At 73.5% G+C, this 26,835-nt stretch carries 23 protein-coding genes and 3 pseudogenes; 11 read left to right on the top strand and 15 right to left on the bottom strand.

Going from position 1 to position 26,835, the window contains the following annotated elements; all coding sequences use genetic code 11:
* The 7 genes and pseudogenes from IF37_RS0133810 to IF37_RS0133780 form a co-directional block, all read left to right on the top strand.
* On the top strand, positions 1-814 hold an 814-nt coding region (locus IF37_RS0133810; protein WP_030751667.1), incomplete at its 5' end, for a glucose-6-phosphate dehydrogenase.
* Complete coding sequence (gene opcA / locus IF37_RS0133805; RefSeq protein WP_030751664.1) at positions 811-1,737, top strand: glucose-6-phosphate dehydrogenase assembly protein OpcA; 927 nt, start codon at positions 811-813, stop codon at positions 1,735-1,737. The genes IF37_RS0133810 and opcA, both read left to right, overlap by 4 nt.
* Position 1,738: 1 nt before the next feature.
* A pseudogene (pgi, locus tag IF37_RS40055) lies at positions 1,739-3,332 on the top strand (glucose-6-phosphate isomerase).
* A 2-nt stretch (positions 3,333-3,334) separates the two neighbouring features.
* The gene (gene gnd, locus IF37_RS0133795) at positions 3,335-4,213 is read left to right on the top strand and encodes a phosphogluconate dehydrogenase (NAD(+)-dependent, decarboxylating) (protein ID WP_030751661.1); all 879 of its coding nucleotides are present in this window, start codon (positions 3,335-3,337) and stop codon (positions 4,211-4,213) included.
* Positions 4,214-4,218: 5 nt separating this feature from the next.
* Positions 4,219-4,812, top strand: coding sequence for a histidine phosphatase family protein (locus IF37_RS0133790; protein WP_030751659.1), 594 nt, complete (start codon positions 4,219-4,221; stop codon positions 4,810-4,812).
* 211 nt (positions 4,813-5,023) lie between these two features.
* A complete protein-coding gene (locus IF37_RS0133785) occupies positions 5,024-6,487 on the top strand; it encodes a hypothetical protein (protein WP_030751656.1) in 1,464 nt (487 codons plus the stop codon).
* Between the two features lie 89 nt (positions 6,488-6,576).
* Positions 6,577-7,209 (top strand): TetR/AcrR family transcriptional regulator, encoded by a 633-nt coding sequence (locus IF37_RS0133780; protein WP_030751653.1) that lies wholly within the window; start codon positions 6,577-6,579, stop codon positions 7,207-7,209.
* A 278-nt stretch (positions 7,210-7,487) separates the two neighbouring features.
* Here the strand turns inward: IF37_RS0133780 and IF37_RS41055 are convergent, their stop codons facing one another.
* Complete coding sequence (locus IF37_RS41055) at positions 7,488-8,369, bottom strand: hypothetical protein (protein ID WP_030751650.1); 882 nt, start codon at positions 8,367-8,369, stop codon at positions 7,488-7,490.
* A gap of 596 nt (positions 8,370-8,965) precedes the next feature.
* Entirely contained in the window at positions 8,966-9,556 is a 591-nt protein-coding gene (locus IF37_RS0133770) for a TetR/AcrR family transcriptional regulator (RefSeq protein ID WP_030751648.1), read from the bottom strand.
* Positions 9,557-9,657: 101 nt separating this feature from the next.
* On the opposite strand from IF37_RS0133770, the gene IF37_RS0133765 reads away from it, so the two are divergent.
* Positions 9,658-10,536 (top strand): NAD(P)-dependent oxidoreductase, encoded by an 879-nt coding sequence (locus IF37_RS0133765; protein ID WP_030751645.1) that lies wholly within the window; start codon positions 9,658-9,660, stop codon positions 10,534-10,536.
* Positions 10,537-10,567: 31 nt separating this feature from the next.
* Here the strand turns inward: IF37_RS0133765 and IF37_RS0133760 are convergent, their stop codons facing one another.
* Positions 10,568-11,005, bottom strand: a complete 438-nt coding sequence (locus IF37_RS0133760; protein ID WP_030751643.1) for a PPOX class F420-dependent oxidoreductase — start codon at positions 11,003-11,005, stop codon at positions 10,568-10,570.
* Between the two features lie 236 nt (positions 11,006-11,241).
* Here IF37_RS0133760 and IF37_RS0133755 point away from each other — a divergent pair, with 236 nt between their 5' ends.
* A complete protein-coding gene (locus IF37_RS0133755; protein WP_030751640.1) occupies positions 11,242-12,465 on the top strand; it encodes a serine hydrolase in 1,224 nt (407 codons plus the stop codon).
* Positions 12,466-12,537: 72 nt separating this feature from the next.
* Here IF37_RS0133755 and ribA read toward each other — a convergent pair whose 3' ends face one another.
* On the bottom strand, positions 12,538-13,209 hold the full coding sequence (gene ribA, locus IF37_RS0133750) for a GTP cyclohydrolase II (RefSeq protein ID WP_030751638.1): 672 nt from the start codon (positions 13,207-13,209) through the stop codon (positions 12,538-12,540).
* A 38-nt stretch (positions 13,210-13,247) separates the two neighbouring features.
* On the opposite strand from ribA, the gene IF37_RS42975 reads away from it, so the two are divergent.
* Entirely contained in the window at positions 13,248-14,021 is a 774-nt protein-coding gene (locus tag IF37_RS42975) for a creatininase family protein (protein ID WP_079166012.1), read from the top strand.
* 218 nt (positions 14,022-14,239) lie between these two features.
* On the opposite strand, the pseudogene IF37_RS46710 reads toward IF37_RS42975, so the two are convergent.
* The 5 genes and pseudogenes from IF37_RS46710 to IF37_RS0133725 all read right to left on the bottom strand — a co-directional run.
* A pseudogene (locus IF37_RS46710) lies at positions 14,240-15,094 on the bottom strand (lysylphosphatidylglycerol synthase transmembrane domain-containing protein); the annotation flags it as partial.
* Positions 15,095-15,330: 236 nt separating this feature from the next.
* Positions 15,331-16,251 carry a class I SAM-dependent methyltransferase gene (locus IF37_RS0133740; RefSeq protein WP_052845514.1) on the bottom strand — a complete coding sequence of 307 codons (921 nt, stop codon included), beginning with the start codon at positions 16,249-16,251 and terminating at the stop codon, positions 15,331-15,333.
* A 350-nt stretch (positions 16,252-16,601) separates the two neighbouring features.
* The gene (locus IF37_RS0133735) at positions 16,602-17,786 is read right to left on the bottom strand and encodes a glycosyltransferase family 4 protein (RefSeq protein ID WP_030751627.1); all 1,185 of its coding nucleotides are present in this window, start codon (positions 17,784-17,786) and stop codon (positions 16,602-16,604) included.
* Positions 17,783-18,181, bottom strand: coding sequence for a 6-carboxytetrahydropterin synthase (locus IF37_RS0133730; protein ID WP_030751624.1), 399 nt, complete (start codon positions 18,179-18,181; stop codon positions 17,783-17,785). The genes IF37_RS0133735 and IF37_RS0133730 overlap by 4 nt, the downstream gene beginning before the upstream one ends.
* A 99-nt stretch (positions 18,182-18,280) precedes the next feature.
* Positions 18,281-19,282, bottom strand: a complete 1,002-nt coding sequence (locus tag IF37_RS0133725; RefSeq protein ID WP_030751621.1) for a zinc-binding alcohol dehydrogenase — start codon at positions 19,280-19,282, stop codon at positions 18,281-18,283.
* Between the two features lie 107 nt (positions 19,283-19,389).
* On the opposite strand from IF37_RS0133725, the pseudogene IF37_RS0133720 reads away from it, so the two are divergent.
* Positions 19,390-20,100, top strand: a pseudogene (locus IF37_RS0133720) (CDP-alcohol phosphatidyltransferase family protein); the annotation flags it as partial.
* A gap of 146 nt (positions 20,101-20,246) precedes the next feature.
* On the opposite strand, the gene IF37_RS0133715 reads toward IF37_RS0133720, so the two are convergent.
* From IF37_RS0133715 to IF37_RS0133690, 6 genes are all read right to left on the bottom strand, one after another.
* Complete coding sequence (locus IF37_RS0133715; RefSeq protein WP_030751614.1) at positions 20,247-20,708, bottom strand: hypothetical protein; 462 nt, start codon at positions 20,706-20,708, stop codon at positions 20,247-20,249.
* Positions 20,709-20,902: 194 nt separating this feature from the next.
* Positions 20,903-21,391 (bottom strand): hypothetical protein, encoded by a 489-nt coding sequence (locus tag IF37_RS0133710; RefSeq protein ID WP_253915925.1) that lies wholly within the window; start codon positions 21,389-21,391, stop codon positions 20,903-20,905.
* A gap of 374 nt (positions 21,392-21,765) precedes the next feature.
* Positions 21,766-23,145, bottom strand: coding sequence for a GH1 family beta-glucosidase (locus IF37_RS0133705; RefSeq protein ID WP_030751608.1), 1,380 nt, complete (start codon positions 23,143-23,145; stop codon positions 21,766-21,768).
* 29 nt (positions 23,146-23,174) lie between these two features.
* Positions 23,175-24,014 carry a carbohydrate ABC transporter permease gene (locus tag IF37_RS0133700; RefSeq protein WP_030751605.1) on the bottom strand — a complete coding sequence of 280 codons (840 nt, stop codon included), beginning with the start codon at positions 24,012-24,014 and terminating at the stop codon, positions 23,175-23,177.
* A gap of 7 nt (positions 24,015-24,021) precedes the next feature.
* Positions 24,022-25,008: a carbohydrate ABC transporter permease gene (locus tag IF37_RS0133695; RefSeq protein WP_030751602.1), complete on the bottom strand. Its 987-nt coding sequence runs from the start codon at positions 25,006-25,008 to the stop codon at positions 24,022-24,024.
* A gap of 5 nt (positions 25,009-25,013) precedes the next feature.
* The gene (locus IF37_RS0133690; protein WP_030751598.1) at positions 25,014-26,330 is read right to left on the bottom strand and encodes an ABC transporter substrate-binding protein; all 1,317 of its coding nucleotides are present in this window, start codon (positions 26,328-26,330) and stop codon (positions 25,014-25,016) included.
* Positions 26,331-26,835: the final 505 nt, after the last annotated feature.

Raw genomic sequence — 26,835 nt, 5'->3', positions numbered from 1 at the left:
GGACATCGGCATCGGCGGCCGGGCCGGCTACTACGACGGCATCGGCGCCGCCCGCGACGTCATCCAGAACCACCTGCTCCAGCTGATGGCCCTCACCGCCATGGAGGAGCCCATCGCGTTCGACGCGGAGGCGCTGCTCACCGAGAAGCTGAAGGTGCTGAAGTCGGTCCGCCTCCCGGAGAACCTGGGCGAGCACACCGTGCGCGGCCAGTACGCGGCCGGGTGGCAGGGCGGCGAGAAGGTCGTCGGCTACCTCGAGGAGGACGGCATCGACCCCAAGTCGAAGACCGACACCTTCGCCGCGATCAAGCTGGACATCGACAACCGCCGCTGGGCGGGCGTCCCCTTCTACCTGCGCGCCGGCAAGCGGCTCGGCCGCCGGGTGACCGAGATCGCGGTGGTCTTCAAGCGGGCCCCGCACTCGCCGTTCGACTCCACCGCCACCGAGGAGCTGGGCCAGAACGCGATCGTCATCCGGGTCCAGCCGGACGAGGGCATGACCGTGCGGTTCGGCTCCAAGGTGCCCGGCACCTCGATGGAGATCCGGGACGTGTCGATGGACTTCGCCTACGGCGAGTCGTTCACCGAGTCGAGCCCGGAGGCGTACGAGCGGCTCATCCTGGACGTGCTGCTCGGTGACGCCAACCTCTTCCCCCGTCACCAGGAAGTGGAGGAGTCCTGGAAGATCCTCGACCCGATCGAGGAGTACTGGGCGGCGCACGGCAGGCCCGCGCAGTACGCGTCGGGCAGCTGGGGACCGAACGAAGCCGACGAGATGCTCGCACGAGACGGACGGAGCTGGCGCAGGCCATGAAGATCGACCTGACCGACACCACGGCAAGCAAGATCAACAAGGCGTTGGTGCAGGGCCGCCGCGCCATCGGTACACCGGCCGTGGGCATGGTCCTGACGATGGTCATCGTCACGGACGAGGAGAACGCCTACGACTCGATCAAGGCGGCCGAGGACGCCTCGCGCGAGCACCCCTCGCGGACCCTGGTCGTCATCAAGCGGCACGCCCGCACGCTGCGCGACCGCACCCACTCGCGGCTGGACGCCGAGGTGCGGGTGGGCTCCGAGGCCGGCACCGGCGAGACCGTCGTGCTGCGCACCTACGGCGACGTCTCCGACCACGCCGACTCGGTGGTCCTGCCGCTGCTGCTGCCGGACGCCCCGGTGGTCGTGTGGTGGCCGGTGGACGCCCCCGAGAACCCGGCCAAGGACCCGCTGGGCGCGCTCGCCCAGCGCCGGATCACCGACCTCTACGCCGTCGACCGGCCGCTGGAGGTGCTGGACACCCGCGCCCGCAGCTACGCGCCCGGCGACACCGACCTCGCCTGGACCCGGCTGACCCTGTGGCGGTCGATGCTGGCCGCCGCCCTGGACCAGGCCCGGGTGAAGGTGACGTCGGCGGCCGTCGAGGCCGAGGCCGACAACCCCAGCGCCGAGCTGCTGTCCCGCTGGCTGGAGGCCCGCCTGAACGTCCGCGTGGACCGGGTGCGCAGCGCCGGCCCGTTCGTCACGGCCGTACGGCTCGGCACCGCGAACGGCGAGATCGTCGTGGACCGGCCCGAGGGCCCGCTGGCGACCCTGACCCTGCCGGGGCAGCCGCCGCGCACCCTCGCCCTGAAGGTGCGCGCCACCTCCGAACTGATCGCCGAGGAGCTGCGCCGCCTCGACGCCGACGAGATGTACGCCATCGCCCTCAAGGGCGAGGCCGCCAAGGAGAACGCCTGAGATGGCCCAGTCCGAGTATGTGAAGCTCACCGACCGTCCCGAGTGGACGGCCCTGACCGAGCACCGCGCCCAGAGCCGGCCGCGCCTGCGCGAGCTGTTCGCCGCGGACCCCGGGCGCGCCGAGCGGTACGTCGTACGGGTCGGCGACCTGCACATCGACTACAGCAAGCAGCTGATCACCGACGAGACCCTGGCACTGCTCCAGCGGCTCGCCGCCGCCACCGGCGTGTCCGAGCTGCGGGACGCCATGTTCCGCGGTGAGCGGATCAACGTCACGGAGAACCGGTCCGTGCTGCACACCGCGCTGCGCGCGGCCCGGGACGCGGTGATCGAGGTCGACGGCGAGAACGTCGTACCCCAGGTGCACGCCGTGCTGGACAAGATGGCCGGCTTCGCCGACCGGGTCCGCTCCGGCGAGTGGACCGGCCACACCGGCAAGCGCATCAGGAACGTGGTCAACATCGGCATCGGCGGCTCCGACCTCGGCCCCGCCATGGCCTACGAGGCCCTGCGCCCCTACACCGCGCGGGAGTTGACGTTCCGGTTCGTCTCCAACGTGGACGGCGCCGACCTGCACGAGGCCACCCGCGACCTGGACCCGGCCGAGACGCTGTTCATCGTCGCGTCCAAGACGTTCACCACCATCGAGACGATCACCAACGCCACCTCGGCGCGCTCCTGGCTGCTGAAGGCGTTCGACGGCGACGAGAAGGCGGTCGCGAAGCACTTCGTGGCACTGTCCACGAACGCCGAGAAGGTCACCGGGTTCGGCATCGACCCGGAGAACATGTTCGAGTTCTGGGACTGGGTCGGCGGACGCTACTCCTACGACTCCGCCATCGGCCTCTCCCTGATGATCGCCATCGGCCCGGACCGCTTCCGCGAGATGCTCGACGGGTTCCGGCTGGTCGACGACCACTTCCGCACCGCGCCCGCCGAGGCCAACGCGCCGCTGCTGCTGGGCCTGCTGGGCATCTGGTACGACAACTTCTTCGACGCCCAGACCCACGCGGTGCTGCCGTACTCGCACTACCTGTCGAAGTTCACCGCCTACCTCCAGCAGCTGGACATGGAGTCCAACGGCAAGTCGGTGCAGCGCGACGGCACCCCGGTCGAGTGGCAGACCGGCCCGGTGGTGTGGGGCACGCCCGGCACCAACGGCCAGCACGCCTACTACCAGTTGATCCACCAGGGCACCAAGGTCATCCCGGCGGACTTCATCGGCTTCGCCCGGCCCGTGGGCGAGCTGAGCGACGAACTCAAGGCGCAGCACGACCTGCTGATGGCCAACTTCTTCGCCCAGACCCAGGCGCTCGCCTTCGGCAAGACCGCCGAGGAGGTCCGCGCGGAGGGCGTCGCCGAGGAGCAGGTCGCGCACCGCACCTTCCACGGCGACCACCCCGCACAAGGTGTTCGTCCAGGGCGCGGTCTGGAACATCGACTCCTTCGACCAGTGGGGCGTGGAGCTGGGCAAGGTCCTCGCCAAGCGCGTCGAACCCGCCCTCACCGAAGGCGCGGACGTGCCCGGTCTCGACCCGTCCACCACGGCCCTCGTCGCCGCCTACCGCACTCTCAAGAACGCATCGGAGAACTGATCATGCAGCTCGGTCTCATCGGTCTCGGCAAGATGGGCGGCAACATGCGCGAGCGGATCCGCCGCGCCGGCCACACCGTCATCGGCTACGACCGCAACCCGGAGGTCTCCGACGTCAAGAGCCTCGCCGAACTGGTCGAGAAGCTCGACGCGCCCCGCCAGGTCTGGGTGATGGTCCCGGCCGGCACGGCCACCCAGACCGTCGTCGACGAACTCGGCGACCTGCTCTCCCCCGGCGACGTGGTCATCGACGGCGGCAACTCCCGCTGGACGGACGACGAGAAGCACGCCGCCGCGCTCGGCATCAAGGGCATCGGCTTCGTCGACGCCGGCGTCTCCGGCGGTGTCTGGGGCCTGAAGAACGGCTACGCGCTCATGGTCGGCGGCGAGAAGGAGCACGTGGACCGGCTCCAACCGATCTTCGACGCGCTCAAGCCGGAGGGCCCGTACGGCTATGTGCACGCCGGCCGGGTCGGCGCCGGGCACTTCTCCAAGATGGTCCACAACGGCATCGAGTACGCGATGATGCAGGCGTACGCCGAGGGCTGGGAGCTGCTGGAGAAGGTGCACTCCGTGGAGAACGTCCGCGAGGTGTTCCGCTCCTGGCAGGAGGGCACGGTCATCCGGTCCTGGCTGCTCGACCTCGCGGTCAACGCCCTGGACGAGGACGAGCACCTGGAGGCGCTGCGCGGTTACGCGGAGGACTCCGGCGAGGGCCGCTGGACGGTCGAGGCCGCCATCGACAACGCCGTCCCGCTGCCGGCGATCACCGCGTCCCTGTTCGCGCGGTTCGCCTCCCGCCAGGACGACTCGCCGCAGATGAAGATGATCGCCGCCCTGCGCAACCAGTTCGGCGGCCACGCGGTCGAGAAGAAGGACTGACCGCCGTGGGCGACCTGCTGCTGGTCCGCCACGGCGAGACGGAATGGAGCCTGTCGGGACAGCACACCAGCTTCACCGACCTGCCCCTGACCCAGCACGGCGAGGAACAGGCCAAGTCCCTCGCCCCGCTGCTCGCCGGCCGGACCTTCGCCCGCGCGCTGGCCAGTCCGCTGAGCCGGGCGCTGCGCACCGCCGAACTCGCGGGCATACCCGGGGTCGTGCCCGACCCCGACCTGCACGAGTGGGACTACGGCGGCTACGAGGGCATCACCACCGTCGAGATCCACCGCACCCGGCCCGACTGGTGCCTGTGGAACGACGGCGTGACGCCCGGTCCCGCGGGGCACCCCGGCGAGTCCCCCGAGGACGTCGGCGCCCGCGCCGACCGGGTCCTGACCCGTGTCGACGCCGCCCTCGCCGAGGGCGCCGGGGACGTGATCCTCGTCGCCCACGCCCACTTCCTGCGGGTCCTCACCGCCCGCCGCCTGGGCCTGGCGCCCGCCGAGGGCCGGCTGTTCCAGCTCGGCACCGGCACGGTCAGCCGGCTGTCCACGGAACACGGCCGCCCGGTGATCGCGGAGTGGAACGTCCGGCCCTAGGGTCCCGCGCGCGCCCGGCCCGGGGGCGGTGACGGTCCGCCGTCACCGCCCCCGGGCTTCTCTTCACCGGTTCCGGCTTCTCGTCGCCGGCCCGGCCCGGCCCGGCCGGTTCGAGACCGTCACCTGCCGGGACCGCCTCCGAGGGCGCCTGCCGGGACCGCCTCCGGGGCGCCGATTGACAGCCGCCGCGCCCGCGGTCAGAGTCCGGCTGGTGGAGATCAACGATCTGACGGCGGCCGAGGAGCGGGTGTGGCGGGCCTTCCCGCGGGGAGAGTCCGTGGACTTCCGGGAGGGGCCCGACGACGATCCCGCCGAAGGCGGCGGCTGGGGGGCCGAACGGACCGTACGGGCCGAGGTGTTGCGGGCGCTGCTGCTCGACGGACCCCGGCAGGACGGGGAGATAGCCTCGCTGAGTCTGGCGGGCGCCCGGATCACGGGCCTGCTCGACCTCCAGTACGCGACGGTCGACCACCCGGTGCGGCTGCGCCACTGCCACTTCGACGAGGCCCCGCGGTGCTACGCCGCCCGGCTGCGCGAACTCAACCTCAGCGAGTCGGTCCTGCCCGGTCTCATCGCCCACGCCGTGCACGTGGACGGGGTGGTGCGGATGACCCGCACCCGGTGCCTCGGCACGGTGCGGCTGAGCGGGGCCCGGATCACCGGCAGCCTCTACCTGGAGGGCGCGCGGGTGACGGCGCCCGGCGCGAACGACCCGGTGCTCCAGCTCAACCAGGCGGTCCTCGGCGCCGACCTGCGGGCCCCGGGACTGCGCGCCCAGGGGCAGATACGGCTCAACGGCGCGACCGTCGCCGGGTCGTGCGTCCTCAACGAGACCCGGCTCAGCCATCCCGGGCACGCGGCGCTGGACGCGGAGACGTTCTCCGTCGGGGGCGACATGCTGGTCCGCAACGCCGAGGTGCACGGCTGGCTGGGGCTGCGCGGTGCCCGCGTCGCGGGGCGGCTCGACCTGTCGTACACCCTGCTGTCGTACCCGGGCGGCTCGGCGCTGCGGGCCGCCAGTTCGACCATCGGCGAGCTGTGGCTGCGCAAGAGCCCGCCCATGGAGGGTGCCCTCAATCTGCGCCGGGCCCAGCTCGACGTCCTGTTCCTGGAGCCGGAGTCGGTGCCGGGCGAGGTGCTGCTCGGCGAGCTGACGTACACCTCGCTCGTGCCGCACGAGCCGGCCGAGCGGCGCCTGCCCATGCTGGCGCGCGAGCGTGACGGTCATGTCCCGCACGCCTACGAGCAGTTGACGGCCGCCTACCGCCGGGTCGGCGACGACCACGCGGCCCGGCTGGTACAGCTCGCCAAGCAGCGCCGGCACCGCCGCACCCTGCCCTGGTACGGCCGGGTGTGGGGGCTGGTCCAGGACGTCACCGTCGGCTACGGCTTCCGTCCGCTGCGCGCGGCCGGGTGGCTGCTGTCGCTGCTCGCGGTCGGTTCCGCCGCCTTCGCGCTGCACCACCCGCAGCCCCTGAAGGCGGGCGAGGCCCCGCCGTTCCACCCCGTGTTCTACACGCTGGACCTGCTGCTGCCGGTGATCTCCTTCGGCCAGGACTCCGCGTTCGCGCCGCACGGCGGCTACCAGGTGCTGGCCTATGTCCTGGTCCTCACCGGCTGGATCCTGGCCACGACGGTGATCGCGGGTGTCACCCGCACGGTCAGCCGCCCGTGAGACCGTGCGCCGCGACCCTGCTTCTACAATCACCGGCAGGCGAACGAGTGCGCCGTGCCGGGCCGCGCCGGACGGCCCGGAAGGAACCGATGTCCAGCGTCGAGGAACCGTCACGACCCGACGGCCGGGTGCGTGACGCCGCCCGCACCCGGGCCGAGATACTCGACGTGGCCACACGGGAGTTCGCCCGGGCCGGCTACGACGGCGCCCGGGTCGACGAGATCGCCGCCCGCACCCGCACCACCAAGCGGATGATCTACTACCACTTCGGTGGCAAGGAGCAGCTGTTCACGGCCGTGCTGGAGCGGGCGTACGAGGCGGTCCGGGACGCCGAGCGGCGGCTGGACGTGGAGCACCTGGACCCGGTGGCGGCGATCCGGCGGCTGGCCGAACTGACCTTCGACCACCACGAGCGGCACCCGGACCTCATCCGGCTGGTCGGCACCGAGCGCCCCGCCGACGAGCGGATCGCCCGGGTCGGCTCCCCGGCGCTGGAGGTGATCCGCCGGGTCCTGGCCGCCGGTCAGGAGGCCGGGCTGTTCACGGACCGCGTGGACGCGGTCGACCTGCACGCGGTGATCAGCTCCTTCTGCTTCTTCCGGATCGCCCACCGGCACACGCTCGGCCGCGACCTGGCGGACCCGGCGCGGCGGGAGCACTACCGCACCCTGCTCGGCGACCTGGTGACCGCCTACCTGACGACGGGCCGGACGGACCCCTGACCCACCCCGTTCCGAGCGGAGTTCCCGCCCGGTGCGGAGGAATCGGCCGGCGGTCGGGAGGTCGGTCCAGGCCGGCGCAGCGCCGCCCGGGCGCGGGCGCGGGCGCGGGCCGTTCCGGCGGCGGTCCGCCGGGTCTCCCGGTCCTCGCCGAGGACGGCTGTAGCGCCGGCAAGCCGCTCCCGGGCGTTCCCGGCCGACGACGGCGTCCCGCCGTCAGGCCGGCGGCGGGACGCCGTCGACCTGACGGGCGGCGGTGCGGTCGCCGGGCACCCCGGTGATCACGAGCCGGTCCCGGGGCCCGCCGGAGAGGGCCCGGTGTCCCGGGATGCCGACGCGGGCCTCTTCGCGCCGCGTCCCCGCCACAGCCCGTACAGTTCCCGCGGCAGCCCGGGCATCCGGTGCCGGGGCGCCCGGGCGACCGACACCAGTGCCCTGCCCAGCCGGAGCGAGGTGGAGCCCTCCAGCACGGCCACCCGGGCTCGGAGCACCTCGGCCCGGTCGCGGGCCCCGCGCAGGGCGGAGGCCAGCTCCTCCTTCTCCCGTACCGCGGCGGCCAGCCGGTCGGCGAGCCCGTCCTCGCGGACGGCGTCCCGGGCGCGCTCCGCCTCCTCGGCACGGCGCTCCAGCTCCTGGTGGCGGGCGCGCAGGGGGCGGCAGTCCAGGCCGGCGAGGACGTGCTCGCCGGTCGTCCGCAGGGTGGCGGGGAAGTCGTCCGCCGGCACCGGGCGCCCGGACCGGTCGTGCGGGGGCAGCAGTTCCTCCGTGGCGAGGCGGGTGAAGACCGCGCCCGCGCTCAGGTCGACGTGGTGAAGCGGGGCGGCGCGCAGCACCTGGCAGCGCTGGGCTACCAGGGCGTCGAGGAGCCGGTGGTAGGGCGGTTCGGGCCCGGGGTGGCCGAACAGGAGCAGGCCGCGGCCACCGGGCCAGAGGCGGTCCAGCACCGCGAGGCACTCGTCCTCGGTGCCGTGCAGCGCGGGGTCGGGACCCTGCGACAGGAGCACCAGTTCGCCCTCGCCTATGTGCCGTTCCCGGTCGTCGTCGCGGAGGGCGACGCCGTCGGGCAGGTGCAGGGAGAGCGCGAGGCGCAGGCCGTGGCCGGCCGCGTCGACGACCGTGGTGACGCCGTCGAGGTGCGGGTGGAGCAGATCGGTCAGACGCATCAGCGAATCCTCGTGCGGACGTGGAAGCCGACCTCGGTCTCCCGGGACCACGTGGAGTACTCGGCCGTTCATGTCCTCGCCTTCCGTCGGCGGTCGAACAAGGAGGAGCACACGGGGAGACGAGGGGGGACGCGGCGCCCGGCCGGCGCCGGCGCGTGACCGCGGCCGAGGCGCCCTGCGCCGAGTCGGCCTGCCGTGACGGCATGTCCCGTCGTATCCCCCGCGCTGTCAGTCTGGCCGCTGACGTGCCCCGGGGCGAGTCGCGTCACGACCCGGACCGGTCCGCGCCGCTCGTCGGCCGGCTGCCGCCGGGGCGGGTACGGCGCCGGGTGCGGCCGGTGGAGCGGTGGCCCGCCCGTCCGGGCCCGGGCGGCGGGGCGGAACGCGGCTCCGTCCGCCGTTCGAGTGATGGCGCCCGCCGGGCGGCGGGTGCGGCCGGGGCCGGCCGGGCGTTCCATCCGGTGCCCGGCTTCCCGCCGTCTCCCCACGCCGGGAAGGAGGTGCCCGGCTTCCCGCCGTCTCCCCACGCCGGAAAGGAGGAGGCCGGCAGGACGGTCCTGGCCGGTCCGGCGGCGGATGCGGGCCGAGACCGCCGGTCAGGACCGTACGGCGGCGTCGAGCAGGGGTCCGAGCTCCCGGACGGCCGTGGTGAGGGGCCGTACGTCCTGTTCCGCCCGGGCCAGGAGGATCGCGCCCTCCAGGGTGCTGATCATCAGGGTGGCGAGCGCGTCGGACCGGGCCGCGGGCACTCCCAGCTCCGTCAGCGCCTCGGCGAGGGGGGCCCGCCAGGCCGCGAACGCGGCTGCCGCCGCCTGCCGGGTCGAGTCGCCCGGGGAGGCGCGGTCGACCGTGGCTGCGGCGACCGGACAGCCCGCGGCGAAGCCGTCCGTCGTGTACTCGTCGGTCCACTGGGCGGCCATCGCCGCGAACAGGCCGCTCGGCGTCGGTGTGTCCAGCTCCGCCAGGAAACGGGCGATCCGCTTGCCCGCGTACCGGCCGGCCCACGCGACCGCCTCGTTGACCAGTTGCTCCTTGCCGCCCGGGAAGTAGTGCTGGAGGGAGCCGCGCGGTGCGCCCGCGTGCGCGGCGACCTCGCGCATGCCGGTGGCGGTGACCCCGCCGCGCCGGATGAGCTGGGCCGCGCTGAAGACCATCCGCTCCCGCGGTCCGGGCCGCGCCTGCGCCATGTCGACCTCCGTTCCCTCCCTCCATCCTATGACCGCTGTCATAACGGTGGCTACTATGACGAGTGTCATAGTCGGCGCGTGTTCGCGAAGGGCGGCCTGCCGTGCACGTCGGATTCATCGGTCTCGGGGTGATGGGCCGGCCCATGGCGCTGCGCCTGGCGTCCGCCGGCACCCCCCTGGTGGTCTGGAACCGGACCCCGCGGCGCGCGGAGCCGCTGCGCGCGGCCGGCGCCGAGGTCGCGGCGGACGCCGACGGGGTGTTCGCGCGGGCCGGGGTGGTGCTGCTGATGCTCGCCGACGAGGCCGCGGTGGACGCGGTCCTCGGCCGGGGCACGCCCGCGTTCGCCGCCCGGGTCGCGGGCCGGACGGTCGTCCACATGGGCACGACCCGGCCCGAGTACTCCCGGTCCCTGGAGGCCGACGTCCGCGCGGCCGGCGGCCGGTACGCCGAGGCACCCGTCTCCGGGTCCCGGGTGCCGGCGGAGCAGGGGCGGCTGGTGGCCATGCTCGCCGGCGAGGAGGACACCGTGGCCGCCGTACGGCCGCTGCTCGCTCCGCTGTGCCGGGAGACCTTCGGGTGCGGTCCGGTGCCCGGGGCGCTGCTGATGAAGCTGTCGGTGAACCTCTTCCTGATCACCCTGGTGACCGGGCTGGCCGAGGCGTTCCACTTCGCCGAGCGGCAGGGGCTGGACCGCCGGCTGTTCCTGGACGTGCTGGACGCGGGCCCGATGGCCAGCGCGGTGTCCCGGATGAAGGCGCCCAAGCTGCGCGACCGGGACTTCGCGGTCGAGGCGGCGGCGCTGGACGTGCTGAAGAACAACCGGCTGATCGCCGAGGCGGCCCGCGGGGCCGGCCTCGCCTCACCGCTCCTCGACGTCTGCCACTCCCTGTTCCGGGAGACGGTGGAGCGGGGGTACGGCGGCGAGGACATGGTCGCCGTACTGCGGGCGATCGAGGCACGGACCGCCGGGACGCCGTAGGGGGAGGCGCCGTGGGCGGGTGTGTCGGGGGTCAGCTCCTGGGGATGCCGTACGCCCGTTCGACACGCAGCCGCAGCACCAGGCGGCGGTCGCGGACCATGGCGGCGCGGTACTCGTCCCAGTCCGGGTGTTCGCCGAGGACGTCCCGGTAGAGCCGGATCAGCTCCTCCACGGTCTCGTCGTGCGGGTCGGCGGCGACCGGGCTCAGCTCGGCGGTGCCCTCGGCGACGGTGTAGGCCCAGCGGTCGGCGCTGGTGACGTGGTACGAGGCTCGCGGGTCGCGGCGGAGGTTGCGGGTCTTGGCGCGGTCGTCGGTGACCGAGACCCGGATGATCCGCTCGTCGGGGTAGTAGGCGTGACTGACGTTGGACAGCTGGGGGCGGCCGTCGCGCCGGAGGGTGACGAGGACGCCACCGTGACCTTCGGAGAGCAGGCCGAGCAGCGCGTCCTGGGGTGAGTCCTGAGTCATACCCGGGTCAACTCACCGTGCGGCCGGGCGCATTCCCCACCGGCCGGGTGAATGACCCTGAGAAGTCGCCGTCCCTGCCGGGGACCGCCCGCGTCGCCCGGTCCGGCGGCGTCGCGTCGATCACATCCGACCCGGACGGCCCGGTCCGGCCCCGGGGCCCTGCGCGACGATGAGAAGCGGACACGGACCGGGGGCCGGCCGGAAGGCACCGCGGACGACGCGACCGGAGGGAAGTCATGGCACAGCTGCGACAGGACGCCGACCCGGCGGAGGCGGGGCTGGACGGCGGGGCGCTGGCCCGTCTGGACCGGCACTTCGCCCGGCACGTCGACGAGGGACGCCTGCCCGGCTATCTGGTGGCGGTCGCCCGGGGCGGCCGGGTCGCCCACCTGACCACGTACGGCCTGCGGGACGTCGCGGCCGGCCTGCCGGTCGAGCCGGACACGCTGTGGCGGATCTACTCGATGACCAAGCCGGTCACCGCGGTCGCGGTGCTGCTGCTGGCGCAGGACGGCCGGCTGTCCCTGGACGACCCGGTCGACCGCCATCTGCCGGCCTTCGCCGACCCCCGCGTGTACGTGGGCGGTCCGGTGCTTCGGCCGCGCACCCGGCCGGCCGCCGGCCCGGTCCTGATCCGGCACCTGCTCACCCACACCGCGGGCCTGACCTTCGGCTTCTACCACCGCCACCCCGTGGACGCGCTCTACCGGGAGGCGGGTCTCGAATACTCGGTGCCGCCGGGCAAGGACCTCGCCGAGACCGTCGAGGTGTACGCGCGGATGCCGCTCCAGTTCGACCCGGGCACCCGGTGGAACTACTCGGTCGCCTCCAACGTGCTCGGCCGGGTGATCGAGGTGGTCTCCGGGCAGCCGCTGGACGCGTTCTTCGCCGACCGGATCCTGGGCCCGCTCGGCATGACCGACACCGGCTTCCACGTCACCCCCGGGCAGGAGGCGAGGCTGGCCGCGCTGTACGGCGAGACGGAGGAGGGCGGGATCGAGCCGGTGCCGGGGCTGCCGGTGCGCGGCCGGCCGCGGTTCCTGTCCGGCAGCGGCGGCCTGGTCTCCTCCGCCCACGACTTCCACCGCTTCATGGAGCTGCTGCGCCGGGGCGGCGAGCTGGACGGGGTGCGGCTGCTGGCACCGGGGACGCTCGCCGAGATGACCCGCGACCAGCTGCCCGGCGGGGCCACCATCCGCTCCTTCGGGACCCCGGCCCACCAGGAGCCCGCCATGGACGGCCTCGGCTTCGGCTTCAACGTCTCCGTGGTCACCGATCCCGCCCGCACCCTGGCCCCGTCCCACCTCGGCACCTACGGCTGGACCGGCGTGGCCACCACGGCGTTCTGGGTGGACCCGGCCCACGACCTGACCGTGCAGTTCATGACCCAGGTGCGTCCGAAGCGGCTGAAGGTCTTCCCCGAGTTGCGGCGGCTGGTGCACGAGGCCGTGACGGAGTGACGGACCGGCCGTCCACCGAGCCGGGAGGGCCGGGGGCCGGGGGCGGGGGGCCGGGGGGCCGGGGGGCCGGGGTCAGGAACCGTGGGCGACGGCGTCCAGGTGGGGCAGATGGTGGTCCATCCGCTCCCGCTTGGTCCGCAGGTACGTCAGGTTGCTCTCGCACGGCTCGATCAGCAGCGGCACCTGCTCGGTGACCCGGACGCCGTGCCGGACCAACGCCTCCCGCTTGCGCGGGTTGTTGGACATCAGCAGTACCGAGCGCACCCCGAGGTCGCGCAGGATCTCCGCGGCGACGCCGTAGTCCCGGGCGTCGACCGGCAGCCCCAGCGCGAGATTGGCCTCCACCGTGTCCAGGCCCTCGGCTTGGAGGGCCATCGCACGCAGCTTGGCGAGCAGCCCGATACCGCGGCCCTCGTGCCCCCGCAAGTAGACGACGACGCCACTGCCTTCGGCGACCACCGCACGCATCGCGGCCTCCAGCTGGTCGCCGCACTCGCAGTGCCGGGAACCGAAGGCGTCCCCGGTCAGGCACTCCGAGTGCAGCCGGACCAGGACGTCGTCGGTGCCGAGTTCGCCGTGGACCAGGGCCACTTGCTCGTCACCGCGATCGTGGTCCAGGTAACCGATCGCCTGGAATTCCCCGTGGACGGTGGGCAGCGGTGCGTTCACGACGCGTTCCGCACCCGACCGCCGCGGGGAATTCTCGCCGCCTACGCCGATGTCGACGCCGGTGTTCTCTGTCATGATCTGATTCCTCAACGAAGACGAAAGGCCGGGAAAAGATGAGTCGTTCGGGCGCGCGGCCGGATTTCGACGTTGCGTACGCGATACTGCCGGCGGACACCACGGAGGACGTGCGGACGCGGGAGGCGGGTGCCGCGGCACGGGTCGCCGTCCTCCCCGTCGGAAGCCTGGAGCAGCACGGCCCGTTCCTGCCGCTGGCGACCGACACGCTGGTCGCGTGTGCCGTGGCGCGGGAGATCGCCGCCGTCCACCCGGTGCGGCTCCTGCCGCCGGTGACGGTCTCCTGTTCGCACGAGCACGCGGCCTGGCCGGGTACCGTCAGCATCTCCGCCGTGACCCTGCACGCGGTGGTCTCGGACATCGCGTCGTCGCTTCGCCGCTCGGGCGTGGACGCGCTGGTCGTGGTCAACGGGCACGGCGGCAACTACGTGCTGGGCAACGTCGTCCAGGAGGCTTCCGCGCGCGGTGAGCGGATGGCGCTGTTCCCGGCCGCGGAGGACTGGGAGGCGGCTCGGGAGCAGGCCGGGGTGGTCACCTCGCTGCTCACCGACATGCACGCGGGAGAAATCGAGACCTCGATTCTGCTGCACGCTCACCCCGAATTCGTCCGCCCTGGATACGAGACCGCCGATTTCACCGCCGACGACCGACGTCGGCTGCTCACCGTGGGAATGTCCGCCTATACCGAATCGGGCGTCATCGGCCGTCCTTCCCTGGGTTCGGCGGAGAAGGGAAAGAAACTCCTGTCGAGCCTGGCGGAATCCTTCGGGCCGCTTTTCGACCTGCTCGCCCCGCCCGCCGGCCGCGCATAGTCCACGTCTGCCCGCCGGCCGGGACCCATGGGGGCGGCCCCGGCCGACGGGCGGTCACCGGGAGGGAGGACGGGAGTGGGCACGGACGCCGGAGCGGAGGAGGCGGAAGCCGGGCCGGGAGCGGAAACGGGGGCCGGGCCGGGGGCGGAGGCGGGGCCCGGGGCGGTGCGCAGGTCGCCGTACCAGCGGTGGACCAGGACCACGGCGCCGGGCAGGCTCGCCACGAAGCCGAGGACGCCGTAGACGACCGCGACCGCGACCCCGCTGTCCGCGCCGAGCCCCGCCGCGCCGAACGCCCACGCGGTGACGCCCTCGCGCGGGCCGAAGCCGCCCACGTTCAACGGCAGGCCCATGGCCAGCAGGGCGAGCACCGCGAGCGGCAGCAGCACCGGCACCGGGGCGGCCGAGCCGGCCACCCGGGCCGCCACGACGAACATGACCAGGTGCCCGGCGAGGACGACCGCGGAGGACAACGCGACACCGGGCGCGCTCCGCCGGGACGCCAGTCCCCGCCGGACCCCGCCCGGCAGCCGGCGCGGGGCGCCGCCGCCCCGGCGGGCCGTGGGGCGCTTCGTCCGGACGGCGAGCACGGCGGCACACGCGCCCGCGGCGGCGAGCGCCGCCAGCGGTGCGGCGCCCCGCGCCTCGGCACGCACCGGGGACGGCAGGGTCAGCAGCACCACGACGCCGGCCACGGTCAGCGCGATCTGCCCCGCGGCCCGCTCCAGGACGACCGCCCGCACCCCGCACCGGACGTCTCCGGCGCTCCGCCCGTGCCGTACCGCCCGGTGCACATCGCCCAGGATGCCGCCGGGCAGGGCCGCGTTCAGGAACAGCGCACGGTAGTAGTCGGCGACGGCCGCCCCCAGCGGCAGCCGCAGCCGCAGGCCGCGCGCCACCAACTGCCAGCGCCACGCGCTGCACACGGTGGTGACGGCGCCGATCCCCAGCGCGGCGAGCACGGTCGCGGCGCCGATCCGGCGCACCCCGTCGAGCAGGGCTCCGGTGCCGAGCCGCCACAGCAGGACGGTGAGGATGACGACACCGGCGAGCGTGCCCGCACGGGTGCGCACGGCACGGGAACCGAGGCGACGAAAACCGGGGCGACGGGAGGCGGTCGGCCGGTCGGGCTGCGGGTCCGTGAGCGACGTTCCGCGCGGGCCGGGCACCTGCGCCGGGTCCGTGAACGGCGCCCCATGCGGACCGGACGCCAGGTCCGTGAGCGGCGTTCCGCGCGAGCCGGGCACCTGCGTCGGCCTCGTGTCCGGGCGAACCGGACCCGTCCCCGTCGCCCCGGGCGTCCTCGTGTTCACGCCGGTCCGCACGCCGGTCCGCCCGTCGGCCGTGGGAGGGCCAGCAGGTCGGTGTGGTGGACGGTGACCCGGAGCGTGCCGGCCGCGCACGCGGCGAGCCGGGACCGCAGATACCGCTCGGCGCGGTCGCGCAGCTCCGGGCGCTGTTCCACCGCCGCGCCCACCCAGCCGCGCAGCCACTGCTCGGTCAGCGCGGTCCGCCCGGGGCCGAGCCGCCACGGGCTGGGGTACAGCCGGACCGTCGCCCCGCGCTCGGTGAACGCCTCGCGGGCCACGGCGGTCGCGTCCGGGCCGAGCAGTCCGGTGCGCCGCTGGTGCGCGTTGAACGCCTCGGCGATCTCGGCGTCCAGCGGGTCCGCCGGGTCCGGTTCGACGCGTCCGGCGACGGTGAGGGTGAGCAGGGCCGGACACCCGGCGCCCGCGCAGGCGTCCGCCAGGGCCTCGACCTCCTCCCGGGTGAGGACGTCGAGCAGCGCGGACGCGGTCACCAGCGTGGCTCCGGCCAGCGTGTGCGCGGTGAGCCGGGCGATGTCGCCGCGCCGGGTGTCGACCGTGACGGGGCTGCCGTCGGCGGCGCGGCGCGGGGAGCTCGCGGCGGCGTGGCGCAGCAGGCGGGGGTCGCGGTCGTACAGGATCCAGTGCTGGGCGCCGTCCAGCCGGGGTGCCACCCAGCGGCCCATCGAGCCGGTGCCGCAGCCCAGGTCGTGCACGACCGTCCGGCCGGCCGTCCCCGGCAGGCCGGACGGCCAGGCGCGCAGCGTGCCGAGCGGTTCGGGCGAACGGGCCTCCGCGTCGGCGTCCTCCCGCAGGCGCAGCCACTCGGGGGCGTACAGCGGCGGCTCCTCGGGATCGCCGTTCCCCGGCCGTACGCCGGCCCGCGCGCCGGACCGTGCCACGGGCCCGGCACCGGCGATCACCGCAGACCGGGACTCCGTGAAGCGGGACTCCGCAAAGCGGGACTCCGCAGGCCGGGACTCCGCGGAGCGGGCGTTCGCGGGGTCTCCGGACGCCCGGGACTCCCCGCCTTCCGTGCCGTCACCAGGGACGCCGTCCCGCTCACCCGCCCCGACGGCACCCCCACTCCGCCTTGCGGGAGCCCCGCTCCGCCCCACTGCACCCGCGCTCCGCCGCGCGGCACCATCGCTCCCCCCTGCCGCCACGGCTCTCGCCTCCTCGCCTGCCGTACCGTCGGCGCCGGGCAGGGCCCCGGCGTCCGCCGCGCCCGGTCCGGGCCGCGCCGGTACGCCCGTCACGGTCCTCGGGGTGCTCATGCCGCCGTCCCCGGGGGTGCCGGTGCCGGGAGCCGCTGGAGCACGCCCGCCAGACCGCGGGCCGTGGCCGCCCAGCCGCCGAGCGCGGCGCGCCGGCCCCGGGCCGCGGCCTTCAGACGGCGGCGTACGCCGGGTTCGCCGAACCAGCCGCGCAGTTCCGCGGCGAGGGCGGCGGGGTCCTCCGGCGGGACGAGGATGCCGGGCACCCCGCCGTCCGGTGCGCGGCCGACCGCCTCGGGCAGCCCGCCGACGTCGGTGGCCAGGACGGGGATGCCACGGGCGAGGGCCTCCGTGACCGCCATGCCGTAGGTCTCGGCGCAGGAGGTGAGGACCAGCAGGTCGGCCGCCGCGTACGCGGCGTCGAGTCCGGCGCCGGAGAGCGGGCCGGTCAGCCGGAGGCGGTCGGCGAGGCCGTACCGGGCGATCAGCCGCCGCAACCCGGCGACGTACGCGGGGTCGTGGCCGAGGCCGCCGACGCACCTACAGGTCCACGGCAGGTCCCGGACCGCCGCCAGCGCCTCCACCAGCCGGTGCTGGCCCTTGCGCGGGGTGACGGCGGCCACGCACAGCAGCCGGGAGACGCCGTCGGTGCCGGGCGCGAGGGGCGCGATGTCGGCGCCGGGCGCGGCGACGTGCACCCGGTCGGGGGCGAGTCCGTGGTGGGAGACGAGCCGGCGGGCCGCCCAGTCGCTGGTGGCGATCACCGCGCCCGCCGCCCGCAGCACCGCGCGCTCCCGGGTGTCCAGGGCGGCGGCGACGGCCGGGTCCAGGCCGGTCTCGTCGCCGAGCGGCAGGTGGACGAGGACGGCGAGGCGCAGCCGCCCGGCCTCGGGGACGACGATCTCCGGGACGCCGCAGGCGACGAGGCCGTCGAGGAGGACGACCGTGCCGTCGGGCAGGTCCCGCAGGGCGCGGGCGAGGCCGTCGCGGGCGCCGATGTCCGGGCGTGGCCAGCGGCCGAGGACCGGGTGCCGGGCGATCTGCCAGCCGAAGCCGGGCAGGTCCAGGCAGATCCGGCGGTCGTAGGCGTTGCCGCCGCTGGGCGCGGCCGGGTCGTCGACGCCGGCCGGCATCACGAAGTGCGCGGTGCGCAGGGACATGGGGGCGAGTCCGGCGTTCTCGGCGGCGGTCTTCCGGGGCGCGTACGCGAGGCGGGTCCGCTGCACGGTCCGGCCGGTCACAGGGCACGCTCGTAACTCGCCCAGGCGATGTGCGACTCGTGCAGGGTGACCGTGATGCCCGCGAGTCCCCTGGCGCCCTCGCCCAGGGCGCCCCGGTGGACGCGTTCGGCGAGCCGGTCGGCGATGACCTTGGCCAGGAACTCGGTGGAGGTGTTGACGCCCGCGAACTCCGGTTCCTCGTCGAGGTTGCGGTAGTTCAGCTCGGCGGTGACGGCGCCCAGTTCACGTGTGGCCAGGCCGATGTCGACCACGATGCCGTCCTGGTCCAGTTGCTCGCGGCGGAACGTCGCGTCCACGAGGAAGGTGGCTCCGTGCAGTCGCCGCGCGGGCCCGAAGACCTCGCCGCGGAAACTGTGGGCGATCATGATGTGATCGCGGACGGTGATGCTGAACAACGGGCGGCCCTCCAGGTGCGGCGCGTCTGGTCCCCCTGCCCCTGCCCGCCGGGGGATGCCGTCTAGTACGGCTCTTGGCTTCCCCGTGTTCAGCCGTCCCTACTCTCTTCCCGGCTCGGGCCGGTCTTTCGTGTAGCGGATCCGGTGGCAGAGGGCGGGGAGCGAGCCGGCGGCCAGCTCCGGCAGCACGGAAGGGAGTTCCTCGAAGGCGCTCTCCCCGGTGATGAGCGCGTCCAGGGCCGGGTCGGCGAGCAGGTCGAGGGCGAGCGCCATCCGGTCGGCGTAGGTGCGGCCGGGCCGGGCGGCCGGGGAGACGGTGCCGACCTGGCTGCCGCGCACGGTGAGCCGGCGGGAGTGGAAGGCCTCACCGAGCGGCAGGGTCACGGTCCGGTCGCCGTACCAGCTCAGCTCCACGACGGTGCCCTCCGGGGCGAGGAGGGCGAGGGCGCGGGTGAGCCCGGCCTCGGTGGCGCTGGCGTGCACGACGAGGTCGCAGTCGCCGAGGGCGTCGGCCGGCGTGGCGAAGCCGGCACCGAGCGCCTCGGCGGTCCGGGCGCGGGCCGGGGCGGCGTCGACCAACTGGAGCCGGACGCCGGGGAAGCGGGCGAGGAGCGCGGCGACCGCGCAGCCGACCATGCCGCCGCCGACGACGGCGATCCGGTCACCGATCAACGGGGTGGCGTCCCACAGGGCGTTGACGGCGGTCTCCACGGTGCCGGCGAGCACGGCCCGTCCGGCGGGCACCCGCTCGGGCACCACGGTGACGGCGCTCGCCGGCACGACGTACCGGCTCTGGTGCGGGTAGAGGCAGAAGACCGTGCGGCCGGCCAGCGCGGCCGGGCCCTCCTCGACCACGCCCACGCTGAGGTAGCCGTACTTCACCGGTGCGGGGAAGTCGCCCTCCTGGAACGGGGCCCGCATCACGGCGCGCTGGCTCTCCGGCACCCCGCCGCGGAAGACGAGCGTCTCGGTCCCCCGGCTGATCCCGGAGTACAGGGCGCGCACCAGGACCTCGTCCTCGGCGGGCTCCGGCAGGGTGACGTCGCGCAGTTCGCCCCGGCCGGGCGAGCGGAGCCAGAACGCGCGGGCCGACCGGTTCATCGGCGTCCTCCTGAACGATCGGGAAGTTGTCCACGTACCGAGGTGTGCACAGGCCGCGCACAGTACGCGGCGTCGCTCGACTCTGTCATTCGGCCGGAGGGTGTGCGGTGGCCCTGAACAACACGTACGACGCGAGGCTCCGGCAGGAGACCGCGGTGGGAGCGGGCGCGCAGGTCCTGCTGCTGGCGCTGCTCGGCCCGGCCACCGGCATGGGGCCGGCCGGCTGGCTGACGGGGCTCGCGTTCGCGTGCGCCACCTGGGCGGTCCTCTCCCGGGCCCTGCACCGCTCCCGGCTGTCCTCCTTCGGCCCCGCGAACCGGGTCACGCTCGGCCGGGCCACCCTGGTCGGCGGGGTGACCGCGCTGGTCGCGGACTCCTTCGAGAGCGCGCCGCCGGTGACGCCGCTGGTCGCCCTGACCGCGGTGGCCCTGCTGCTGGACGGCGTGGACGGCGAGGTGGCACGCCGTACCGGCAGCACGACCGCGCTGGGGGCGCGCTTCGACATGGAGGTGGACGCGTTCCTGATCCTGGTGCTGAGCGTGTACGTGTCGACGCGGCTGGGCCCCTGGGTGCTCCTCATCGGCGGGATGCGCTACGCGTTCGTCGCCGCCGCCCGGTTCGCGCCGTGGCTGACCGCGCCGCTCCCGGCGTCGTTCGCCCGCAAGACGGTGGCCGCGCTCCAGGGCGTGTCCCTGCTCCTGGCCGGCGCGGACCTGCTGCCCCGCCCGGTGAACCTCACGGTCGTCCTGCTGGCGCTGGGCTCGCTGGTGTGGTCCTTCGGACGGGACGTGGTGTGGCTGCGGCGCACGGCCCGCACGATCGCCGGGGAGGCGGTGCCGGAGCCGTCGCCCCGCCCCGGCCGGGCCGCCGACCTGAACGCGTCCCCCTCCCGGACACCGAACCGCCGCGCAGGCACTCCCCGACGACAGCCGGCCACCGTCTCCGCCCGTTCGGCCTCACCGGCTCAGCCGAGCCGCGGCACGCCGTTCGGCAGGCTGTCCGCGCCCTGACAATCCCACAGTTCCCGGGCTTCCAGCCGCAGGGTGTCGGTGTCGGCGGCGAGCGAGGCCGTCTTCCGGATCACCGCCCGGTCGGACGTCTTCTCGTACGTGACGTCGACCTCCACCACCGCCTTGCCCTGCTCTGACGAGCAGTCGGCGAAGAGGGAGGTGGTGTCCCCCTCGTGGAATCCCTCGGCCTCGCCCAGCGTGATCCGGATGGCGCCCGCCGCACCGGCGTCGCGAGCCACGTCCTCCATGGTGTAGTCCCCCTTGGAGTAGAGGGTGTGCTTGATCCTCACCGCCTTGCCCCCGCCGTACACCTTGCAGGTGCCGGGCGCCTTCCTGGCGTACGGCTGCTCCGGGTTGAAGACACCGGAATGCCACTGCGAGAACCGCTCGCCCTTCTCCGGCAGGAGGGACTTCACATCGGCCCCGGAAAGAGCCCCGTCACAGACACGCGCCGGCACGGCGACGTCGGGTTCTCCGGACGCCGAACGCACCTGCCACGCCACCACTGCGACCAAGGCAAGCAGTCCGACGGCGGCCAGAGCCGTCCGCGAGGCGAACCGTGCGCCCCGCCCTCGGGCCGACCCCGCGGACCGGCCGCCGTGATCTCCGCTCAAGACGCCCGCTCACACGGTTGCCGCTTCTTCAGCGAGGCTGTGTATCCCCGCATCAGCTCTTTCATCGCGGATTCATTCGGACGGCCGGGCTTCAGCACTCTGACAAGGGTGCTGATGTCCTCCTCGACATCGCCGCCACGGCACTTGACCAGCGACACGGCGGCTTGCCCGGAATACGCGATCGTGTTGCCTTCCGAGGACTTCTGCTCCTGGATCGAGAGTCGGCTGCGCAGGATGTGCCGCGCGGAGTCACCGGCGTCGATGCGTTCTCCGCTCACTTGCAGCACCGTGTCCTCGTCGACCTTGACGCCGCACAGCGCGGAGCCGTCGTCGAGACTTCCCTTCGGCTCGACGGTGAGTCGTTCTCCGGACGCGGGCAGGAGCCGCGAGAGCGCATCGGCCGGGACGGCCACCCCGCAGAGCTCACGCGGAACGGCGAAGCGCTGCCCGGGGGCGTCCGAGGAGCAGCCGGCCACCGCTGTCACGGCGACGAAAAGGAGGCTGCCGAACAGGACAGGCGATGAGGGTCTCAATGCTTGCTACTCTCCGATGTGGCCTCGCGGCCCACGACCCCCAGGTCGTCCTGGTTCACCGCCGGATCTCCGGTACCTCCGCCGCCCCCGCCATCCTGCGGCACGCATATGAAGCGCATGTGGGTCTCCCCCGTACGGACGGTTCGCTGTCTGATCAACTTAGCGTCCCGGCCGAGGCGAAGTCCGCGCCGCTCACGTTGTGGCCCGTTTGTCGGTTGTGAAGATTTGCGGTGGCCGCGCGTCCTCATGGCGCGGAGGCACGTGGCGTGGTGTGGGCCGGCGGGCACGGCTGCCCAGCCGTGTCCGCCGGCCGTCCGGGCCTCGGCTCAGGCGGCCCGGCGTGTCTGGCCGCGGTGTACGCGGACGATGTCCGCGTACCGGCGGCCACTGCCCTTGATGGTGCGGACCTGGGTGCGGTAGTCCACGTGGACCAGCCCGAACCGCTTGTCGTAGCCGTACGCCCACTCGAAGTTGTCCAGCAGGGACCAGGCGAAGTATCCGGCCAGCGGGGCGCCGCGGCGGGCGGCCGAGGCGCAGGCCGCGAGGTGGCGTTCCAGGTAGTCCTGGCGCTCGGGGTCGTCGACGCTGCCGTCGGGGCGCACCACGTCCGGGAAGGCGGAGCCGTTCTCGGTGATGTAGATCCGGCGGGCGCCGTACTCCTCGGTGAGCCGGAGCAGCAGGGTCTCGATGCCGGACGCGTCGATCTCCCAGTCCATGCCGGTGCGCGGGACACCCTCGCGCCGGACCGACCGGACGTACGGCGCGGGGCCGTCGGGGTCGTCGGTGACGTACTCCGGGAAGTAGTAGTTCAGGCCCAGCCAGTCGAGCGGGGCGGCGATGGTCGCCAAGTCGGCATCGGTCAGCGGGAGTTCGACGCCGTACGTCTCCACCATGTCGGCGGGGAAGCCGCGCCCGTGCACCGGGTCGAGCCACCAGCGGTTGACATGGCCGTCGTGCCGGCGGGCCGCCGCCAGGTCCTCGGGGCGGTCGCCGGCCGGGTGCACGGTGGAGAGGTTGTTGACGATGCCGACCTGCGCGCCGGGGGCGGCGGCGCGGATCGCCTGGGTGGCGAGGCCATGGCCGAGGAGCAGATGGCCGGAGGCGCGGACGGCGGCGGTGAGGTCGGTCCAGCCGGGCGCCATCGTGCCCTCCAGGTGCCCGATCCACGCCGAGCAGGAGGGCTCGTTGAGAGTGGCCCAGAGCGTGACGCGGTCGCCGAGACGGCCGGCGACGACGGAGGCGTACTCGGCGAACGCCTCGGCGGTGTCCCGCTCCGGCCAGCCGCCCCGGTCCTGGAGCGCCTGCGGCAGGTCCCAGTGGTAGAGGGTGACGGACGGGGTGATGCCCGCCTCCAGCAGGGCGTCCACCACCCCGTCGTAGAAGTCGAGTCCCTTGGCGTTCACCGGGCCCGTCCCGCCGGGCACCACGCGGGGCCAGGCCACCGACAGCCGGTAGGCGTTGACGCCGAGCTGCCGCATCAGGCCGATGTCCTCGCGCCACCGGTGGTAGTGGTCGCAGGCGACGTCGCCGTTGTCGTCGTTCGCGATCTTCCCGGGGGTGTGCGAGAAGGTGTCCCAGATGGAGGGCGAACGGCCGTCCTCGGCCACGGCTCCCTCGATCTGGTACGCCGCCGTGGCCGTGCCCCACAGGAAGTCGTCCGGGAAGGCGGCGAGGTCGATGGGTGCGAGGTCGATGGGTTCGGACACGGAAGTCCCTTCGGGATCAGGGGTGTGGGTCACTTGACGGCGCCCGCCGTCAGACCCGCGACGAGGTAGCGCTGGAGGAGGAGGAATCCGGCGACCACCGGCACGCTGACGACGAGCGAGGCGGCCATGATCTGGTTCCAGTAGACGTTGTTGAGGGTGGAGTAGCCCTGGAGGCCGACGGCGAGGGTGCGGGTGGTGTCGTCGGTCATGACCGAGGCGAAGAGCACTTCGCCCCACGCGGTCATGAAGGCGTACACGGCGACCGCGACGATGCCCGGGATCGCGGCCGGCACGACGATCCTGAGCAGCGCCTTCAGCGGCCCGCAGCCGTCCACCAGCGCCGCCTCGTCCAGGTCGCGCGGCACCGAGTCGAAGTAGCCGATCAGCATCCAGATGGAGAACGGCAGGGTGAAGGTGAGATAGGTCAGGATCAGTCCGCCGCGCGAGCCGAACAGGGCGATGCCGGTGGCGTTGCCGATGTTGACGTAGAGCAGGAAGAGCGGGAGCAGGAAGAGGATGCCGGGGAGCATCTGGGTGGACAGCACGGTGACGGTGAAGACGCGCTTGCCGCGGAAGTCGTAGCGGCTGACGGCGTAGGCGGCGAAGACCGCGATGACCACCGAGCCGGCGGTCGCCGCGCCCGCCACGATCAGCGAGTTCACGAAGTACCGGGCGAGTGGGATCGTGGACCAGATGTCGATGTACGGGCGGATGGTGAGCCCGCTGGGCAGCCAGCGGAAGGTGCCGGAGACGTCGGCGAGCGGCTTGAGCGAGCTGGAGACCATCACGTACACCGGGGTGAGGACGAACCCGGTGAGCAGGGTGAGGAAGACCCGTCGTGTCCACAGGAACGAACGGGGCGGCGCCAGGGGTGAGTTACGCATCGGAGGTCCTCCGTCCGCGTGTGGTCAGCAGCAGGTAGAGGCCCGTCACGGCGAGCAGGAAGAGCAGCAGCAGGACGGACATCGCCGAGCCGGTGCCGAAGTTCCAGGTGACGAAGGACGACTGGTAGATGTGTACGGAGATCAGGTCGGCGGCTTCGGGAGCGGCCTTGCCGAACAGCACGTACGGCGTGTTGAAGTCGTTGAACGTCCACAGGAACAGCACCAGGACCAGCACCTGGTTGACGGGGCGGAGGGAGGGCAGGGTGATGCGGCGGATCCGCTGCCAGACGCCGGCGCCGTCCAGCGCCGCGGCCTCGTACAGCTCCCCGGGGATGTTCTGGAGGCCGGCCGTCACGATGAGGAAGGCGAACGGCCAGCCCTTCCACACCGACACGGTGAGCAGGGCGTAGAAGCTGTTGTCGCCGATGAGCCAGAAGGACGGCTCGTCGGTGAGGTGCAACTGGTCGTGCAGCACGTGGTTCACCAGGCCGTTGTCGTGCTGGAACATGAACACCCAGGTGATGACGGCCGCGTAGACCGGCAGCGCGTAGGGGATGAGGAAGACCGTGCGCAGCAGGCCGCGGCCGCGGAAGGTGTCCTGCATGAAGACGGCGGCGGCGGTACCGGTCAGCCAGCACAGGCCGACCGACAGCAGGGTGAAGGCGACCGTGACACCGAACGACCGGAGCAGCGCCTCGCCCACGGGCGCGTCGAAGTCCACCGACACCCGGTAGTTGTCGAGGCCGGACCACGGGGCGGTCCCCCAGTCCCGGATGTAGAACTGGGTCAGTTCCCTGAGACTCATCACGATGCCGATCGCCATCGGCACCAGATGGACCAGGAGTTCGAGGACCAGAGCGGGAAGCAGGAGCAGGTACGGCAGTGAGACGCGGCGGATCCGTCCGGTGCGGCGGCGGGGCTCGCGCGCCGCACCGGGGGACGTCTCGGGCGCCGCTTCCTTGAACGTGGCGGTCGTCATCGTGGTCACGCGGCCGGCATCTGCTGCTGGGCCTTCTCCAGCTTCGCCTTGACCGAGCCGGTGGTCACGGCGCGTCCGGCGGCGGCGTCGGCGAACAGTTCCTTGACCGCCGTACCGACCGACGTCTCGAACTGCGACTCGGACGGCACCTGCGGCAGCGCGGCGGCGCTGGAGGCGAGGGTGCTCTTCAGTACGGCGGTGGCGGAGGTGCTGAACGCCGGGTCGCCCTGGGCCGCCTTGACCGGCGGGATGGTGCTGTACGCCGTGTTGAGGATCTTCTGCTCGGTGTCCGAGGTCATGAACTTCACGAACCTTGTGGCGCCGTCGATGTTGTCCGTGTTCTTGAAGACGGCCATGTTGATGCCCATGACCGCCGAGTTCACCTGGGTGCCGGCGCCGGGCGTTCCGGAGTTCACCGGTACGGGCGCGACACCGTAGGCGTCCTCGTCCATTCCCTGGGACTTGAGGTTGGAGGCGGCGGTCTGCCACAGCAGCATCGCCTGCTTGCCCTTGGCGAAGTCGCTGACGGACTGGTTCTGCGCGTACTCGGCGTCGCCGGTCGGGATGACCTCGTCCTTGGCCATCAGGTCGACGTACTGCTTGACGGCCTCGACCACCTTGGCGTCGGTGAAGTCGGGCTTGCCGTCGGCGGTGAAGAAGTCGGCGCCGTGCTGCTTGGCGAAGACGAAGACGTGGTGGATGTTCTCCGACAGGTTCGAACCCTCGGCACCCAGTACGGACTTGCCCTTGGCCTTGATCTTCTTGCCGTCGGCGATCAGCTCGTCCCAGGTGGCCGGGGGCTTGCCGATGCCGGCGTCGGCGAAGATCCGCTTGTTGTAGTAGAGCGCGTACGCCATCGAGTACAGCGGCACCGCCGCCGGGTCCTCGCCCCGCACGCCCGTCGAACCGAGCGCGGTCTCGGCGAACCGGTCCCTGCCGCCTATCTTGGCGAAGTTCTCCTCGTTCCACGGCAGCAGGGCGCCGGTCGCCTGGAGGGAGGCGCTCCAGGTGTTGCCGATGTTCAGCACGTCGGGGCCCTGGCCGGACGTGGTCGCGGTGAGGATCCGGTTGAGCAGATCCGACCAGGGCACGACCTCCAGCTTGACCTTGATGCCGGTCTGCTTCTCGAACTTGTCGAGTTCGGGCTGGAGAACCTGCTTGTCGACCGCGACGCTGGCCCCCTGGTTGGAAGCCCAGTACGTCAGCGTCTTCGGCGAGTCGTTGGACCCCTCGCCGGTGGCCGATCCGCCTCCGCAGGCCGTGGCCGCGAGGGCGAGTGACAGGGTGACGGCGCCTACGGCCGCGGCTCGGATGCTGCGCATGGCTCCCGGTGTCCCTTCGGGGATTGCACTCATGACTTAATTTAGGACGTGAGTTAATCCGGGCGGAGGGCGATCGTCAAGGGATTCGACAGCTCGATCCGGTCGCGATCACCCAACTGGTCCGGACCGGACCGCCCGGGCCGCCTCCGGGCCGCCTCCGGGTGGAACCGGTGGGATCGGTCGGGCGGCCGGGGACCGCGCCGATGCCTGCCGGTGGGATCGGGCGGACGGCGGCCCGGGACCCCGCCGATGCCTCCCGGCGGGGAACGGGCGGACGGCGGCCCGGGGCCGCGCCGATGCCTCCCGCTGGGGAACCGGGCGGCCGGGCCACGCGGTTACCCAGCGGCCCTGACGCACGCCCGTCCGGGCAGTCGCGGGGGCGCCGGTCCCCCGTCGCAGGTCAGCCCCGTGATGCCGGCTCGCGCACCTCGGGCGCCCCGCCGCCGTGCGCCACCGGGCTCCCGGCCCGCCCCACCGGCCCACCGGCCCGCCGGCCCCCCGGCCC

It is taken from the genome of Streptomyces sp. NRRL S-31, from assembly GCF_000718775.1.
In the GTDB taxonomy this organism is placed as follows: Bacteria; Actinomycetota; Actinomycetes; order Streptomycetales; family Streptomycetaceae; genus Streptomyces.
Note: the sequence above shows the minus strand (reverse complement) of the source record. Positions and strands in the feature narration are given on the sequence as shown.

Coding starts and splice junctions, on each gene's coding strand:
- IF37_RS42975 (WP_079166012.1), top strand. CDS start 13,248: ATGAGTCGTTCGGGCGCGCGGCCGGATTTCGACGTTGCGTACGCGATA.
- IF37_RS0133725 (WP_030751621.1), bottom strand. CDS start 19,282: ATGAACCGGTCGGCCCGCGCGTTCTGGCTCCGCTCGCCCGGCCGGGGC.
- gnd (WP_030751661.1), top strand. CDS start 3,335: ATGCAGCTCGGTCTCATCGGTCTCGGCAAGATGGGCGGCAACATGCGC.
- IF37_RS0133770 (WP_030751648.1), bottom strand. CDS start 9,556: ATGGCGCAGGCGCGGCCCGGACCGCGGGAGCGGATGGTCTTCAGCGCG.
- ribA (WP_030751638.1), bottom strand. CDS start 13,209: ATGACAGAGAACACCGGCGTCGACATCGGCGTAGGCGGCGAGAATTCC.
- IF37_RS0133755 (WP_030751640.1), top strand. CDS start 11,242: ATGGCACAGCTGCGACAGGACGCCGACCCGGCGGAGGCGGGGCTGGAC.
- IF37_RS0133780 (WP_030751653.1), top strand. CDS start 6,577: ATGTCCAGCGTCGAGGAACCGTCACGACCCGACGGCCGGGTGCGTGAC.
- IF37_RS0133690 (WP_030751598.1), bottom strand. CDS start 26,330: ATGCGCAGCATCCGAGCCGCGGCCGTAGGCGCCGTCACCCTGTCACTC.
- IF37_RS0133695 (WP_030751602.1), bottom strand. CDS start 25,008: ATGACGACCGCCACGTTCAAGGAAGCGGCGCCCGAGACGTCCCCCGGT.
- opcA (WP_030751664.1), top strand. CDS start 811: ATGAAGATCGACCTGACCGACACCACGGCAAGCAAGATCAACAAGGCG.
- IF37_RS41055 (WP_030751650.1), bottom strand. CDS start 8,369: ATGCGTCTGACCGATCTGCTCCACCCGCACCTCGACGGCGTCACCACG.
- IF37_RS0133760 (WP_030751643.1), bottom strand. CDS start 11,005: ATGACTCAGGACTCACCCCAGGACGCGCTGCTCGGCCTGCTCTCCGAA.